This window comes from Enterococcus sp. DIV1304_2 (genome assembly GCF_050555445.1).
In the GTDB taxonomy this organism is placed as follows: domain Bacteria; phylum Bacillota; class Bacilli; order Lactobacillales; family Enterococcaceae; genus Enterococcus_B; species Enterococcus_B pernyi.
The window spans coordinates 1,064,064-1,080,890 of the sequence record NZ_CP187851.1 but is presented as its reverse complement, the minus strand read 5'-3'; the positions used below and the strand labels follow the sequence as shown (position 1 = coordinate 1,080,890).

General features: G+C 39.2%; 15 protein-coding genes and 1 riboswitch. Of the genes, 1 reads left to right on the top strand and 14 read right to left on the bottom strand.

What is annotated here, in order from left to right:
• Positions 1 to 130 precede the first annotated feature (130 nt).
• The 14 genes from IGJ14_RS05125 to IGJ14_RS05060 all read right to left on the bottom strand — a co-directional run bounded on the left by IGJ14_RS05125 (position 131) and on the right by IGJ14_RS05060 (position 15,895).
• Positions 131 to 742 carry an ECF transporter S component gene (locus tag IGJ14_RS05125; protein ID WP_019723230.1) on the bottom strand — a complete coding sequence of 204 codons (612 nt, stop codon included), beginning with the start codon at positions 740 to 742 and terminating at the stop codon, positions 131 to 133.
• Positions 743 to 869: 127 nt separating this feature from the next.
• A riboswitch (FMN riboswitch) is annotated at positions 870 to 992 on the bottom strand.
• Between the two features lie 84 nt (positions 993 to 1,076).
• Positions 1,077 to 1,793, bottom strand: coding sequence for a pseudouridine synthase (locus IGJ14_RS05120; RefSeq protein ID WP_010735779.1), 717 nt, complete (start codon positions 1,791 to 1,793; stop codon positions 1,077 to 1,079).
• Positions 1,793 to 2,368, bottom strand: coding sequence for an SMC-Scp complex subunit ScpB (gene scpB, locus IGJ14_RS05115; RefSeq protein ID WP_074801184.1), 576 nt, complete (start codon positions 2,366 to 2,368; stop codon positions 1,793 to 1,795). Before scpB ends, IGJ14_RS05120 begins: the two co-directional genes overlap by 1 nt.
• A complete protein-coding gene (locus IGJ14_RS05110) occupies positions 2,352 to 3,122 on the bottom strand; it encodes a segregation/condensation protein A (RefSeq protein WP_269149416.1) in 771 nt (256 codons plus the stop codon). The genes scpB and IGJ14_RS05110 overlap by 17 nt, the downstream gene beginning before the upstream one ends.
• Entirely contained in the window at positions 3,119 to 3,487 is a 369-nt protein-coding gene (locus IGJ14_RS05105) for a GNAT family N-acetyltransferase (protein ID WP_071866353.1), read from the bottom strand. Before IGJ14_RS05105 ends, IGJ14_RS05110 begins: the two co-directional genes overlap by 4 nt.
• A gap of 19 nt (positions 3,488 to 3,506) precedes the next feature.
• Positions 3,507 to 4,394 (bottom strand): site-specific tyrosine recombinase XerD, encoded by an 888-nt coding sequence (gene xerD, locus IGJ14_RS05100; protein ID WP_071866352.1) that lies wholly within the window; start codon positions 4,392 to 4,394, stop codon positions 3,507 to 3,509.
• Between the two features lie 96 nt (positions 4,395 to 4,490).
• Positions 4,491 to 4,964: a Fur family transcriptional regulator gene (locus IGJ14_RS05095; protein ID WP_023519469.1), complete on the bottom strand. Its 474-nt coding sequence runs from the start codon at positions 4,962 to 4,964 to the stop codon at positions 4,491 to 4,493.
• Between the two features lie 105 nt (positions 4,965 to 5,069).
• The gene (locus tag IGJ14_RS05090; protein ID WP_071866351.1) at positions 5,070 to 5,933 is read right to left on the bottom strand and encodes a CvfB family protein; all 864 of its coding nucleotides are present in this window, start codon (positions 5,931 to 5,933) and stop codon (positions 5,070 to 5,072) included.
• A gap of 287 nt (positions 5,934 to 6,220) precedes the next feature.
• Positions 6,221 to 8,275, bottom strand: a complete 2,055-nt coding sequence (locus IGJ14_RS05085; protein ID WP_430608361.1) for a cell division site-positioning protein MapZ family protein — start codon at positions 8,273 to 8,275, stop codon at positions 6,221 to 6,223.
• A 290-nt stretch (positions 8,276 to 8,565) separates the two neighbouring features.
• The gene (gene rpoD / locus IGJ14_RS05080; RefSeq protein ID WP_010735787.1) at positions 8,566 to 9,675 is read right to left on the bottom strand and encodes an RNA polymerase sigma factor RpoD; all 1,110 of its coding nucleotides are present in this window, start codon (positions 9,673 to 9,675) and stop codon (positions 8,566 to 8,568) included.
• A gap of 23 nt (positions 9,676 to 9,698) precedes the next feature.
• Positions 9,699 to 11,540: a DNA primase gene (gene dnaG, locus IGJ14_RS05075; protein ID WP_071866349.1), complete on the bottom strand. Its 1,842-nt coding sequence runs from the start codon at positions 11,538 to 11,540 to the stop codon at positions 9,699 to 9,701.
• 168 nt (positions 11,541 to 11,708) lie between these two features.
• Complete coding sequence (locus IGJ14_RS05070; RefSeq protein ID WP_430608470.1) at positions 11,709 to 14,078, bottom strand: cation-translocating P-type ATPase; 2,370 nt, start codon at positions 14,076 to 14,078, stop codon at positions 11,709 to 11,711.
• A 248-nt stretch (positions 14,079 to 14,326) separates the two neighbouring features.
• Positions 14,327 to 15,163 carry a DUF368 domain-containing protein gene (locus IGJ14_RS05065; protein ID WP_074801234.1) on the bottom strand — a complete coding sequence of 279 codons (837 nt, stop codon included), beginning with the start codon at positions 15,161 to 15,163 and terminating at the stop codon, positions 14,327 to 14,329.
• Between the two features lie 102 nt (positions 15,164 to 15,265).
• Positions 15,266 to 15,895 carry a lysozyme family protein gene (locus IGJ14_RS05060; RefSeq protein ID WP_104775671.1) on the bottom strand — a complete coding sequence of 210 codons (630 nt, stop codon included), beginning with the start codon at positions 15,893 to 15,895 and terminating at the stop codon, positions 15,266 to 15,268.
• A 210-nt stretch (positions 15,896 to 16,105) separates the two neighbouring features.
• Here IGJ14_RS05060 and IGJ14_RS05055 point away from each other — a divergent pair, with 210 nt between their 5' ends.
• Positions 16,106 to 16,822 (top strand): alpha/beta fold hydrolase, encoded by a 717-nt coding sequence (locus IGJ14_RS05055; protein WP_430608359.1) that lies wholly within the window; start codon positions 16,106 to 16,108, stop codon positions 16,820 to 16,822.
• Positions 16,823 to 16,827 lie beyond the last annotated feature (5 nt).

The following is a 16,827-nucleotide window of genomic DNA, read 5'->3' as shown; positions in this document are numbered from 1 at the left end:
TTTTCGCAACTCATCAGTCCTTATTGACAAAGAGCCAAAAAAACTTGAAAGTAGGAATTACTACTTTCAAGTTTACTTGTATTTTCTGTATTATAATATATCGTAGTTTTTTAAAAAGAGTCGTTTACTTTTATTTTACCACGCTATGTCGTTTTTCTAACTGGTGTTGTTTTCTGCTCAACCAAGGCAGTAGTTTGGCGTGTAAGACAAGGAATGCCACACTAACGATAAATCCTTTGATCAAGTTAAAAGGTACGATACCGATCAAAATGTAATTTGCCAGTGGCATACCTAACATTTGGGTTGCGTTAAGGCCTAAAAATGTTAAATAAAGAGGTGTGATCACAAAATAGTTCGCAATACTCATGAAAATGGTTAGTGCAAGTGTTCCACTGATCACGCCTAAAATTTGATTTTTTCCTTTTTGGTATTTGTTTCTTTTGAAGATGTAGAAAATCGGTAAAGTAAAGACCGCTGTTGAAAAGAAACTAGCGACGTCGCCAACTAGATTCTCCGGACTAAAACCGGTCATGATCAAATGTAAGATCGAACGTAAAAACGCGGTAACGATCCCCGCTAACGGACCAAATAAAAACATGCTGATCAAAACTGGGATATCACTAAAATCGATTTTCAAAAAGCTAAATGTTGGCATGATTGGAAATGAGAAAAATTGCAAAACCAATCCGATTGCAGCAAATAATGCGACCGCAACCATTTTTTGTACTCGGGTGTTCTTCATGTTGAAATCCTCCTGTTGGGATTCCTCTTCAGCGAACTATTCAACCACGTAAACACAAACAAAAAAACTCTATTTTCGCAGGGGAAAATAGAGTTAGAGTCATTTGTACATACGTATGCCAAATAAGCTCTATCTTCTTTATCCAGACTTTACTGTCGGTATCGGAATTTCACCGATTCAGCTACTCGCAAAAGTAGGTCGTGGACTATAACCACCGGTCGGGAATTTCACCCTGCCCCTGAAGACGAACCATATCTAATTTTTGTTTACCATTTTATTATACTTATTTCATAACAAAAAAGCAAGGTATTTAGTCTTACAAAAAGTAAGTTATTTATTTTGATTGATTCAATAACTGACTGATTTCTTTTTTATTGAGCTCACGATACTCACCAGGACGTAAACCTTGCAAGGTCAATTCGCCATATTTTTCTCGTTTTAATTTTTGCACAGGTAACCCGACGGCTTGTAGCATGTTTTTTACTTGGTGGTTACGGCCTTCATGGATCGTTAATTCTACGATACTATGATTCGTATGAGGATCAACAGATAAAATAGCATACTTTGCAGGTGACGTTTTCTTTCCTTCAATTTTGATTCCTTTTGTCAATGGATTCAGCGCTGACTTAGTGGCGATCCCTTTGACTTTGGCAACATATACTTTATCAACTTCATGCTTTGGATGCGTCAATCGTTGCGCAAAATCACCATCATTCGTCAATAAAAGTATGCCAGAAGTATCATAATCTAGTCGTCCAACTGGATAGATGCGCTCTTTGACCATTGGTAATAGGTCTGTCACTACTTTCCGGCCCTTGTCATCTGCTACAGCAGAAATGACGCCTTTTGGCTTATAAAGTAAATAGTAGCCATATTCTTCTTGATAGATCGGCACTTGGTCGACTTCCACTGTATCGTGTTTGCCAACTTTTACGCCAAGTTCTTTGACGACTTGACCATTTACTTTTACTCGACCAGCCAAAATATATTCTTCGGCTTTACGGCGAGAGGTAATTCCTGCGTGAGCAATTACTTTTTGTAATCTTTCCATTATATGTTTTCTCCTTCATGCACGCCATCAAAAAATAAATCAAGGGGTGCGTCTTCTTCCAGTGAACGTTCGATATCTTGAATATCGGGTAACTCATTTAGCGATCTCAGACCAAAATAATCTAAAAAATGACTTGTGGTCCCGTAAAGGATCGGGCGACCTGGTCCATCAACTCGCCCTTTTTCTTCGATCAGTTGGTGTGCAGTCAAGCGTTGAATCGCGCCAGAAACTTGAACACCACGAATCAACTCGACCTCACTTCTAGTGATCGGTTGTTTATATGCAATGATTGCTAGTGTTTCGACTGCCGCTTGTGACAAGGTATTCGATGTCCCTTGCGCGTATCTTTTGACGATCGGCGCTAACTCCTTTTTGGTAGTCAGCACGATTTGTTTTTCTGTTTCAAAAAGATGTAACGCTGTGTTGTCATTTGCTTCATAACTAGCTGCCAACTCTGCCACTAAAGCAGTCGTTTCTTCTCGTGTATAGGTCAGTAAGGCACTCAATTCTTCGATTGTCGTCCCTTCTTCTCCTACTATAAATAAGATTGCTTCAAGTTCACTTAATTTCGTCATGTTGTGTATCTCCTACTGCTGGATAAAGCATGATTGATTCATAATTTTTTTCTTGCTGAGCCACGATCTGTCCATTTTTCATCAATTCGAGGATCGCCAAAAATGTTGTGACGACTTCGTTTCTAGAAGGCGTTTCAAAAAAAGATTCGAACAAACAGCCATTTTTTTGAGAGACGATGCGCTGTTGGATAAATGTCATTCGTTCTTCGATTGTCGCATCATCAGGTGCGATCGTTTTTTCTTCTTTTTGGGCAAATTTCTTTCGTTCTAAAATTTTCTGCATGGCTTGAAATAAATCGATTTTTTTCACTTGTCCACGCTTCAATGGTTTTTCTTGACCCAATAACTCATCGATTGCAGAAGGTTCTTTTGTGAAATACAAACTACGTTCTTCTGCCTTTTCAGTAAGCTTCTCTGCTGCATATTTGAATTTGCGGTATTCTAACAGCTGATTAACTAATTCGTCACGAGGATCTTCTTCCCAAAATTCTTCTTCGTCATTGCTCACTTCTTGGATAGGCAATAAAGTCTTGCTTTTGATTGCCATCAGTGTTGCCGCCATGACGAGATATTCTCCTGCCACAGCTAACTCAAGCGTCTTCATCGTATGGATATAGTTCATGTATTGTTCCGTGATAGTGGCGATCGGGATATCGTAAATATCGATCGACATATCTTGGATCAGATGAAGGAGTAAATCTAATGGACCTTCAAAGACATCTAATTTGATATTGATTTCTGTCACATCATTCACTCTTTCTTATTTTCCTTAATCCATCTACTTAAATAAGCTTCTGTGATATCCGTTGGATGGATCAACACATCAGGGTATTTTGCTTGCAATTCATTCAACATTTGAAACCCGATATTCTCCCCCCGGTAGGAAGGATTCAACGAAATATCGTGAATCGTCATCTGATCTTTATCATTCCAATGAACACCAATGACTCCTTGGATATTTGTAGAATCTTCTGGTGTATAGAAAAAAAGTTCATAATCCTCAGCAGATTCATACGTATCGATCTCTTTTAGTAAACTTGATTCTGCATTTAACTTTTTATGAAAGCTCAATAGTCCCATCGCGATTTTTCGGTTTTCTTTTCGATAATGTGTTAACATTTTCTCACCATCCTATAAACTAAGCCCTTGGGAAATGCTGCTTGTAGACATCTGTCATTCTTTTTTTCGTGATATGTGTATAGATCTGTGTCGTTGAAATATCTGCATGACCTAATAGTTCTTGAACGGTACGTAAATCCGCCCCATTCTCTAGTAAATGTGTCGCAAAACTATGCCTCAATGTATGAGGGGTCACGTCTTTGTAGATCCCTGCTTCTCGAACAAGTTGTTTTAAATTTTTCCATATTCCTTGTCGAGAGAGACCTGAACCATGATGATTCAAAAAAACGTGGGTTTCAGATGGATTTTTGACTAGTAAAGGACGAACCTCATCCAAATAGCGTTCTAACCATTGAATCGCATAATCGCCTAAAGGAATGATTCGTTCTTTATCTCCTTTACCTAAGGTTTGGACCAGCCCTAAAGACAAGTGCAAATCGCCTAACTTCAGTCCGACTAACTCACTCACACGCATCCCTGTTGCATACATGACTTCTAAAATAGCGCGATCTCTGATCCCTAAATTTTTCGATGTATCAGGTGTTTCGATCAGTCGTTCTACTTCCTTTAAAGACAACGTACTTGGCAACTTTTGGGCTTTCTTCGGTGTCTCGATATGTTGCATTGGATCTTGTTCTGTATACCGTTCTTGTCGCAAAAATTGATGGAATTTTCTTAAACTTGTGATCATACGTGTAATCGTTGCAGAAGCCTTATTTTCCGCATGCAACGTTTCTAAGTATTGGATGACGACAAATCGATCAATTGTTTGCCAAGAGGTTATCTCGTGTTCTTTCAGATAGTGCAAGTATTGATTCAAGTCTCGTTCATAACTTTTTCGAGTATTGAACGATAATCCACGCTCGATACTTAAATAGCGAAGATATTCATTGATTTCTTCTTCCATCATTCTCACCTCATGCTTCTTTATCATATCAGATAGCCTTTGGTTTCGGTAGTCTATTTTTTCGTAGACACTTCAAAGAAAAAGCCGTCTATCAATTCAGACGGTCTTTCTTTCTTTTTTCTTATTATAGCATTCTTGGCAGATACCATGAAAGGTCAAACGATGATCTTTGACAAAAAAGTGGTAACGCTGTTCGATCACTTGTTCAACTTCACTTAGCAGATCTTCTTCGACTTCCTCGATCGTTCCACAATCTAAGCACAGGAGATGATGATGAAAATGTTTGGCTCCTTCTTTTCGCAGATCATACCGAGCCACACCATCATTGAAGCTGACTTTGTCGATGACTTTTAGATCCGTTAGAATCTCCAACGTCCGATAAACGGTGGCCAAACCAATCTCAGAGTTTTTCTTTTTGACTAGAAAGAAAACTTCTTCTGCTGACAAGTGTTCTTTTTCGTTCTCTAAGAGGACGAGCAAGGTTGCTTCGCGTTGTGGGGTCAGTTTAAACCCAGATTCATGTAGCTGCTGTTTTGTTTTTTTCATTACTGACATTGTATTCATGCCCATTTTTCTCAACCCCAACAATTTATAATGATTATAATTAAGATATCTAATCAACCGTTCTAGATTAAAATTATTATAAGCTAGACGAGAAAAACATGCAAGTCATTCTCAATTAGATTTTTTTGCTAATTTCGTCACGCCATCCTCTTGTTTGATCAATCCTTGTTTCAATAAATTACCAATCGCACGCTTAAATGCTCCTTTACTGATTCCAAACGCACGCATGATCTCATCTGGATCTGATTTGTCAGTGAATGCGATTTGTTGATCTGCCGAACGTTCTAAAATCGTTAAGATCATTTGTGCATCATCAGAAATCGTTTCATGTGCACGTGGTTTCAAAGAGATATTCAACACACCATCAGGTCTAGCCCCAACTACGCGTCCTTCTACTTTTTCACCTAAACGTGGTTCGCGGTAACGTTCTGAAGGATGGATGAACCCAATATAAAAATCATCCGTCAGCAAATACGTTCCCGTCAGCTTCAAACGATAAGCGATTCCTGAGATGTTTTTATTTTTCAATTCTTCTGAACCTTGCTTACTTAGTGATTTGAAGATTCTTTCTTCTGCTAAACTTCCCCAAATGCGATCTTTCGCGTCGACACGTAAAGCGATCATCAACTGATCACCTTTTTTAGGCCACAACTCAGTCATTGTAGGTAGCTCATCCAGTGAAACAACAAAATCTTTATCCGGTAAACCAATATCAACAAAGACACCTAGATCTTTTCTTGAAGAAGTGACTGTTCCAAAGGCATAATGTCCGATGCGACTCTTCGGGATCACCGTTGTAAAACGATTTTCTTGTTTTTGATTCTGGTAACCAAACCCTTCGACTGCTTCGCCGATCGTATGCTCCCCTTCCTCTTTACTTAAACGGAAAGTTTGTCCATTTTTCTGGACAAAATAATTTTTTTCATTTTCGTCAATCACCATTGCGGTAAAGACATTTGCTAATAATTCGTTCATCTTTTTCTCCTTTTCTAAAAGGCCTTTGTATTCCAACATTTCTTTGCTATCATAACATAACGACATGTTTATGGATAGAGATTCTCTATAAAAGGTTGAGACGCAAGCGTTCAACTGAAATAGGCCATAAAACCCGAAAATATCCTCATATTTTTGGATTCTAAGGCCTATTCTTGACGTTATGATAGAAAGAAAAATTGTTTGTGGACCATTGTTGTTTCGCTTTGAGGGAATAGTAAATTAGGTTGATAGAACTCTATGTCATACTAAAGCAAACTAACAATCATCTAGTTGCTACCGTTCCCACCAAACCAACCAGTTTTACAATTGATCGTGACGATATAAAATGGTAGTGCACTTTCGCCGATGCCACTCATCAATGACGATTTAGTTGAAGTCGCATAAAGGTTGTAGTAACCTTCACCGTTTTCGATGCGAGCTTTCTCTAATCGATAACCACCTTCAACGATATATCCTCGTGCAATACTTGTTGCGATCACACTTTCTTTGACTCCTGGTGCCCAATTCCAAGCAGGATTTGAAGCATCTGCGACATCACTGGCTCTTGTTTCCATGATTGGACGGTTTGCGGAATTTGTCGCTGGCGTTGTCTGTGTCGACTCAGTTTGTTGAGCAGCTGCCTCTGCTTGTGCTTGTGCTTCAGCCTGTGCCTGCGCTTGTTTCGCTTCTTCGGCTTTCTTCGCTTCTTCGGCTTTCTTCGCCTCTTCTGCTTTCTTCGCTTCTTCTTTTTTCGTCAAAGCTTCATCGACTTTATCCAATTCAGTCGCAAGTGCTTTGACTAATTCTGCATTTTTTACTTTCGCCACTTCTACTTTTGCTGTCTCGTACTGCTCTTTCGTTGCTGAATCTTTTACTTGACCATCTGCATAGACCACAGCAGTTTTTTCTTTTGCTGTTTGAAGTTGTTGATACTGTTTGGTTGCTTCATTTGTCGCTTTGTCGATCAATTGACCAAATGCTGTATCTTCTGTTTCAAAACTTTGGATTGCTTGGTCAGCTTTCAATTTGGGTTCTGCGATCAGTTGATCATCTGCGATAACTGGTGTAACAAACCATTCATTGACCGTTTGGATCTGTTTGATCTTTGATTGGATATCTTCAAAGGTTTTTTCCAGATCTGCATAACCTTTTTCATCTTTGACCTCATTCAATGATGCCCTTAATTTTGACAAGTCTTGATTGATCATACTTGTACGAATGAACTGTTCATCATCATCTAAATAAAACGCAGCTAAATCTGATTGTAAATCAGCCATTTTATCTTGTTTACGTTGGGTTTCAGCTGCGATTTCTGCTTGGACTTTTTGCTGATGATCATAATACATCCAACCACCTGCACCAAGTAAAAGCACTGCCGCACTCGTCAGGTATAATCTTTTTTTGGATTTCTTTGATCCTCGATCATTTGGCAATTCTTCTTTTTTGATGGACGCATTGCTTGTTTCTTGTTCCTCAACCTTTGTCTGTTCCGGCTGTGTTTCCACCAGTTCAGTTGTTTCAGGAGCTTCTTTTGGTTGCGGTGCATCTGTTGAAGCAGCTTTCGTACCCTCAACCTTAGAACTTTCCTCTTCGATCGGTTCAGTCGGCTCTACAGGTTCTTCCGTAGAAACTGGGGCAGTTTCTTCTATATTTGTAATTACGTCTACTTGTTCTTCTGTACTTGTTGAAGAATCTTCGACCACAGTATCTTCAATGATCGTTTCTTCTGTTGGTTTTTCCACTGGTGACTCTTTTATTGCATCCTCTTGAGATTTTTCAGGAGAAACTTGCTCCGTTGTATTTTCCGACAAACGAATGTCGACTGAATCCTCACCCGTTGCTGCCGCCGTTTCGATCATTCGAAGCAGCTCTTTTGCGTGTTCTTCAGTCGTATCTTCACGATGCGCCTTGATGTAAGCAGCTAGAATGGAATTTTCTTCTTCATTGTTTACTGCTTCTTTTAATTCAGCTACTCGTTTTTTCTGCTGCGCTTTTTCTCTTTGCTCAGAGGTAGCAGCGTGATCTGTCTCTGTTTTTTCTTTGTCAAGATTGGTATTTTCTTTTTTATCTACTTGATCATCCTTTGACTCAGTGCTCGTGTCACTTGAGTCAAACAACTCCATGACAGATTCCAACGGTAGATCTTTTAGTTCTGACCATTCGATTGGATCATTCACGATACTGTCTGGATAAACTTCCTCAGCTGTTTCGTCTAACGATTGATTGTCATCTGTTTGCGGTAATTGTGTTAGTTCATCTTGTTGTGGTTCAAAGTCACATTCTGGACATTTTGATTGATCTTTGATTTTTTCTGATCCACATTTTGGACATTTTTTTATCACTTAGCGATCGGCTCCTTTACTAGGTTTTCGCTACCATTAAATCTACCATAATCTAATCCACACGCCAATAGGATATCCTAAGGATTTTATAAAAAAACAAATAAGTCTTTCAGTAAAAAATAAATAACGACCGTAATGAGCTACTTTGTTTAAACGGACCTTTGTTGAAAGTTAGTCGAATTGTTTGATAAAAAACAAACCCTCAATAGCTGGAGTGATCTCCTACTTTGAGGGTTTTCTATCATTCAAGAAAAATGATCTGTTTTTTTGTTTAAAAAATTATTTCTTGATTATTCCAAGAAATCTTTCAATTGTTTTGAGCGTGATGGGTGGCGAAGTTTTCTTAATGCTTTTGCTTCGATTTGTCGAATACGTTCACGAGTCACGCCGAAGACTTTACCTACTTCTTCCAACGTACGTGTACGGCCATCATCTAAGCCAAAACGCAAACGTAAGACGTTTTCTTCACGATCTGTCAAAGTATCTAAGACATCTTCTAATTGTTCTTTCAATAATTCATACGCTGCATGTTCCGCAGGACTAGTTGCTTCTTGGTCCTCGATAAAATCACCTAAATGTGAATCATCTTCTTCACCGATTGGTGTTTCTAATGAGACAGGTTCTTGAGCGATTTTTAAGATTTCGCGTACTTTTTCTGTAGGAAGATCCATTTCAGCACCGATTTCTTCAGGCGTTGGTTCTCTTCCTAAGTCTTGTAGTAATTGACGTTGGATACGGATCAATTTATTGATGGTTTCTACCATATGCACTGGAATACGAATCGTGCGGGCTTGGTCAGCAATCGCACGTGTGATCGCTTGACGGATCCACCAAGTTGCGTAGGTAGAAAATTTGAACCCTTTACGGTAGTCAAATTTTTCAACAGCTTTCATCAATCCCATATTTCCTTCTTGGATCAAATCTAAAAATTGCATTCCACGACCCACATATCTTTTGGCAATACTTACAACTAAACGAAGGTTAGCTTCAGCTAAGCGTTGTTTCGCTTCCTGGTCACCTTCTTCGATCTTCAATGCTAATGCTACTTCTTCTTCTGCAGTTAAAAGGGAGACGCGGCCAATTTCTTTGAGGTACATCCGAACAGGATCATTGATTTTGACGCCTGTTGGTGCAGAAAGATCTTCTGTTTTAGCTTGTTCTGCTTTTTTCTCAGCACTTTTCAGACTGTGGATCGATGGTTCACCATTTTCGTCAACGACGCTGATACCTGCATCCTCTACTTTTTGGATCAACTTATCCATCTCATCTGCATTTAAAGTGAATGGTGTCGCAAGTTTATTTGATAGATCATCATAAATCACTTGCCCTTTTGGTTTATTTTCTTTAATGAACGCTGCCACTGCTGCTTCATATTTTTTAACATCTGTTCCATTTGCCATAAAAGAAGGCCCCCTTTAAGTAGCTATTCGGCTTGTTTTAACTGTTTCGTTAAATTAATGATCTCAATCGTCAATTCCAATTCTAACTGTTTGTTCCCGGTACGTCGTGCTTCTTGCTGCATCTGTTTTTTTGTTATGATTTCTTCAGCTAAGCCCGATTTACTGATCACTCTCAGTAAGTCTTGGATCTCACGCGGCGTACTTTCTTCCGCCATTCGCATGTATTCGATCTCGACCACTATCCGCCTTAAATTTTCATCTTGCAAGAAGTCTAAAAACTCCGCAAGTTTGAATTCTCCATTTTGAGATACAAACGCATCAAATAAAAAATAGATTTCTGCATAAGTATCATGAATAAATTGAACCCCTTGTTCCTTGAGTAGATTACGCACAGCAAGTTCTTTGAACGCGCGATACAATAGCATTTGTTCTGCTTTTTCAACCTGAGATAGTGGACGTTTTTGTCTGATCGTTCCAGATTTTACGGACACCTGCTCTGTCGTTGGTTGAGCTTGTTCTTGCTTGGTTGGTTGATTCTTTCGGCGCAGATCACGTATTTGTTTTTGCATCGTTTCTCGACTCAGCTGAAATTCTGCTGATAACTGCGTTAAATACATGTCTTGTTCGATTGGCGAAACAACTTTACTCAATTCACTTAGTACCGCTTCAAGATATTCAATTTTATCTTTTTCATTTTCCAGATTTTTTTCTTGCTTCAAATAACGCGATTTAAAAGCAAAAATGGTTTCTCGTCCGTGTAAAACTAATTCTTGAAAAGCATCTTCCCCATACTTTCTCAAGTACTCATCTGGATCGAGTTTTTCTGGGATCGCTACGACAGATAATTGCATTCGACTATTTTGACGCAATAGCTCGATGCCTCGGTTCGTAGCTTCTACTCCCGCACGGTCACCATCATAACAAAACACTAATTCTTTTGTCAGTTTTTCCATCTGCTGGATCTGTTGAGTCGTGAGACTTGTTCCCATGGAGGCTAAACCAGTCTTGACACCCGCTTGCCATGCAGCGATAACATCCATAAACCCTTCGAATAGTAAGATTTCACCCGACTTGCGGATCTCACTACGTGCTTTGTCTAAGTTGAATAAGACTTGTCTTTTGTTGAACAGATCCGTTTCAGGACTGTTCAAATATTTTGGTTGATCTTTTGTATCGTGTTCACCAGCCAAGTAACGACCAGAAAACCCGATCGTCCGACCTTGACCATTACGAAGAGGAAACATGATCCGTTGATAAAAACGATCCGACATCCGTCCATCATCATGGGTCACAAACAAGCCGGACTGCTGGAATACTTCCTCAGAATAGTCTTCATTTTGGAATACTTGTTGTAAAAATGAGCGTTCATTTGGCGAAAAACCGATCTTGAATTCTTCGATCAACTCGGTGGTCAGACCGCGTTCGAGTAAATAATTTAACGCTGGCTCACCTACTTTTGTGTGCAACAACATGTGATGATAAACTTCTACTGCTTTTTCATGAGCCGCAATCAATTTACCAGTAGCTGAATCTCCGGTTTGAGCAGTTGACGTTTGTTGTCGCCACTGATCTTCGAGTTGGATCTGTTCTAAATCAGCGACCTTGACTACTGCTTCTGGAAAAGACAGACCTTCCAATTCTTGAAGAAACGTAAAGACATTCCCACCTTTTCCACAACCAAAACAATGGAAAATCTGCTTATCTTCCGCAACCGAAAAAGAAGGCGTACGTTCTTCATGGAAAGGGCAGAGACCTAAATAATTCTTCCCAGATTTTTTCAACTGGACGTATTGCCCAATCACCTCAACGATATTCGTTTGATTACGAATCGTCTCAATAGTCTCTTGAGGGATCCTTTGAGCCATATTCTCACCCCCTGCATTAGTTGATATCTCATACTCATCGACAAGACATTTCAGGAGAATAACCGGTAAAAAATCGCACTAACGAAAATCAGTGCGATTTTAAAGGACACAATTATACATGTTTCATTGTACCATATTCCTATACTTTTTCAAGTGATAGATACTAGATTATATGACATTTTCTTCCACATGAGTATGAGGAGTTTTATTTGCATTTACTTTATCCAATAATTTGTTTTGTATGCCTAATTTCCAATACGCTAAACGTAATAGCACATTCAAACCCATAAAGCCAACAAAATATGGCCAAGTATTTCCTAACCCAAGATTGACTTCTAATATATGATGGAAAAGCATCGCAGCGACATAAATACCGACCACTGTGGTGACTGCTAAGAAAATCCGCAATGGATTGAATGGCAAGCAGGCTTTGATCACTGCCAGACAGCTGATCCCGATCAATAAATAATACATCAATGTCGTTGTTTCACCAGATGTCCAACCTTGGTTGTGACCGATCAGGTAGATCGCCACAGTATTGAAAGCAACAAGCAATGCATTAGGTAATGCATTGACTAGCGCAGTAGGCAGATAGCGATAATCGACTTTTCGTTTATCATTCTCAAATGATAAGAAGAAAGATGGATACCCTTCAATAGCAAGATCGATCAACGTGATCTGGATCGGGATAAATGGGAATCCGATAGCCGTCACTGCACATAAAATCGATAAGATAAATGAATAGATTGTTTTAATAAAGAAAATACCTGAAACTTTCGTTACGTTATTCACGACTCGGCGTCCCTCAAACAATACCTCGGGCAATGTCGTAAAATCAGAATCTAACAAGACAAGATTAGCAATTTGTCGTGTTGCTCCGTCTCCTTCTGCCATCGCAATACTACAATCAGCTTCACGCAAAGCCAATACATCGTTTACGCCATCTCCAGTCATTGCAACTGTTCGTCCACTTGCTTTTAGTTCGTTGACTAAGAGTTTCTTTTGTTGCGGACTCACTCGCCCAAAAACTGTATATTGATGCGCCGCTTTTCTGACTTCTGCTTCTTCTGTCAAATCAGATAGATCAACATACGATTGATAGTTGGGCAAACCAGCACGTCGCGCAATATTTGACACCGTAAAAGGATTGTCTCCAGAAATCACTTTCAAGTCTACCCCTTCTTCGTGCAAATAAGCTAAGGTTTCTTGCGCGTTCTTACGGATAGGATCATCGATTTCAAACAAAGCAATCGGTTCAACCCCTTGAGGATCGCCTGAAGACAACGTTTGATTGGGAGCAAGACCTAACATCAATACACGAAACCCGTTGGCCTGGGCTTCCACTAAACTTTCCGGCAACTGATCGTCTGCCACTAACCGTTCCGGAGCCCCGACATAGACGACACCTAGTTCAGGAAATTCCATTGCGCCCCATTTGCGGTCAGATGAAAAGGCTAATTTTTCTCCGACATCGTAACGATTAGAAATCTCGAAATACTCTCTCAACGCACGCATCGTGACATTGTTATCGCTACTTTCAGCTAAATATGTTCCCATAATGGTTGGAATCATTTTTTCATAGGTTTTATTTAAGGGTTCGACTCGTTGGATGCTCATTTTTCCTTCGGTGATCGTCCCTGTTTTATCAAGACATAATGTATCTACATGTGCCAATGTTTCGATAGAATACATATCTTGGACTAAGATTCGTTTCTTCGCTAGTTTCGTTACACCAGTCGTCAATGCGATACTGATCAATAACACTAATCCTTTTGGTAACATTCCCAGTAAGGCTGCCGCAGAAGCAACGACTGATAGTTGGATCGACGCATTTCGAATGAACAAAGCTTCCAAGAATAAGATGATCCCTAAAGGAATGATCACAAAACTTGTAAACTTAGATACTTTGCGGATCGATTCCACAAGTTCCGAATGAATTTCCTTGTGTGTTTTTGCTTCGTTGGTCAAGCGGACAGCATAATTATCTGCCCCAACACGAATAACTGTAGCAAAGACAGAGCCACTAGTCAGGTAACTACCTGACAGTAATTCTGCTCCTGACTCTTTGATGATCAAATCAGATTCACCGGTCAGTAAAGCTTCATTTGCCTCTGCCCGACCACTGATCACTTGCAAGTCTGAGGGAATCTGTTCACCCGCACCGATTTTGACAAGATCGCCTAAAACTAGTTCTTTCGTTGCGATCATCTGTTCTTTTCCATCACGAATGACGGTTACTTCCGCCTGTGAAACGATTGATAACCGGCGCACAAGATTACGCGCATGGATTTCCTGATAGATCCCCATGGTGATATTTACAAAAATAATTGCTAAGTAAGCCATGTTTGAATAAGCACCAACTAGTAATAAGCAGAGTCCTATTCCTAAGTTCAAAAAATTGAATAATGTTAAAATATTATCGCTGAAAATTTGTTTCGTACTTTTTGTAGCATCCTCTTGGTAATCATTCTGTTGACCAGAGGCACGTCTTTGACTCACTTCATTTTCTGTAAGTCCCTTTAATTCTTTCATTTCCATATCACGCCAACTTTCAAAAATAATCACTTCAATTAGTCTAGCTGTTTCTACGATTAAAAACAACTCGTTTTTTTTATTTTAAAAAAAGATAGAAAAATCAAAAAACAGCGGATCTGTTTTCTATTTTTCTATCTCACCATATACTTCACCTAGAAAAATCACAGAAGAGAATCGTTTCTTCGAACCATCTATCAAGAACTTGGATAATTGAATACAACGATCACGTGACTTTTCTTCTTGTGCTTCTTCTACTTATACTGCTCTTCTAAACGGCTCATCCACCAGCCTAGTGCAGCACCAGCAACGAATAACACTGGACATGCCAAGATACCTAAAATGCCAAGTCCACTATAATTTGTAGGAATGATCATGATCGTGGATGCAAAAACAATGCCTAGAATAAAATGGAATAATTTGCTATAAGCTTTTGAGAAAATAAAGTCCATTACTTTGGAAAGACCTAGCACACACACGATTCCACCGATTGCAATAGGAATGATCACTTCTAAACGCACTTCTTTAAAGCCATCAGCCATCGCTTTATACAGTCCCATGTAAACTAAAAAATTCGACGGACTTAATCCAGGAACGATCATTCCGAGACCAATCAAACCGCCTGCCATCATCCAGGTATAGACATTTTGTTCTACTTGCCCATCAAATAAACGGGCACCATATAACAAGAAAAGATAACCTAAAATAAATGTCACAACCATAATAATGAGATCTGTATTGTTTCGGCCTTTTTTTCCTGACTCTTTCCATAAAGCGGGCACCGTTCCAGCAATACATCCCACAAAGAACCATAAAATCGTTGTTTCATAGGCCCCTAGTAAAAAACTGACTAAAAAAGACAGCAAGAATACGCCAGTGACACCGCCTAGGCCGACTGGTAAAAAGAATAAGACGTTTTCTTTAAAGTTTCTAGTGATATGTGCTAAGAAAGAAATCAGCCGCTCATACATTCCAAATACTGCTGCTAAAGCCCCTCCGCTCACTCCCGGCAAGATAAAGCCTGAGCCGATAAACATTCCTTTGAAAAATCTTAATCCCCAATCTTTCGTTGTATTCTCTCTTTTCTCCATTACTTTTTGATTTTCTTCCACTCGTCCAAGCACTCCTTCTTTCCATTCATTGTATTCATTATTCGTCTTGCTTTGATTTGCAGTTGGTTCGATCCAACAGGCTTAAAAAATATTTTCATACCATTCAAGAAACTGTTGGTTCATCTTCACCACATCAGCATAAAACATATTACCACCATTATGGTATAAATACCCACCATTATACAATAATGACTGGATTCGCCAATAGCGATAGGTTTTTTTGTTGTCATTGCCTAAAAGCGGACTCAACACATCCCTAGAATACTCTTCGGCTAAACGGACCGTGTTCTTCCCGCCTCTTTCGTTGACGTAAGCAATATAGTCTTTGCCAAAATTGTACGCTTGGATCGCTGTCGCCAGATCGCAACCTAATGCTTTCGCCTCAGCTATCATCTCTGAGAGGTATTTGACTCCTTGGTCAATACTTCCTTCTTGTGTCGTGATCGCCCCCATCTGTCCATAGGCACTTTCCGAACTTTGCATCAAATCGACACCATTTCCTCTTGATTCAGTAAGTATGATTGCCTTCACTAGATTCTCATGTTCTTGCATTTGATACTTTTCTAATGCTGACGAAATCTGTGGCTGATAATTTTCTACACGCTTGATCGATTGATATGTTCTACCGAATAGAAAAAGAATCGTTGCCAGAATCGTGAAGACAAATAGACCTACGATCATACGGAAGATTGATTTTCTTTTTTTCTTCATCCAAACCCACCTAGCTATTTGACATCTTTTTTTATCTTACTATTTCTTTTCATTCTTGGCTATTTTTTCTCTGTTTTTTCTTATTTAATTTAATAAAAAATGAATGTTTCATTTTCGCTTTCACCTTACGAAAATGATCGTTCGTTTTATAGAGTTTCGATTTATAAAATAGATAAAGAGCGTTATAATTCAAAATAGTAGGTGATAAATGTGAAAAGAGAAAAGAAATTTGCAAAAATGGCAGATGGTACTGACATCTATTATGAAAAAAGTGGACATGGATTTCCCCTCTTGCTACTACATGGAAATGACGGGAGCGGTGATTTCTTTTCAGAACAAGTGCCCGTTTTAGAACAATACTTTACGATTTATCTCATCGATAGTCGTGGGCATGGACAATCGACAAATCAAGCGGGAACATTGAATTTTCGTTTGATGGCAGATGATTTATTGACAGTCATGCTGCTGGAACAAATCCCACAAGCGAATATCTTGGGATTTAGTGATGGAGCCAATCTTGCCTTAGTTTTTTCAAGCAATTATCCAGATAGGGTCAATCGCTTGATTTTAAATTCGGGTAATACACGGTTGAATGGGGTTCTCTGGTCCTCACGACTACTCAGTGCTTTTCACTATTTCTTTGTTTGGTTGCGCGCACTGTTCCAGCCACATTTACGTCAGCATTTATTGGTCATCGATTTATTGCTTCATGATATTGGCCTCACGACAGAACATTTAGAAAAAATCAATTGTCCAACACTGATCATCGTCGGTAAAAAAGATGTCATCAAACTGAAACATTCGCTTTATTTAGCGAAAACGATCCCTAATGCTTCATTTGTTCTCGTCACAGGACAAGGACACCAATTAGCTCGCCAAAACCCAGAACGCTTCAATCAAGAAGTTTTAGATTTCTTGACAAAATAAATTTG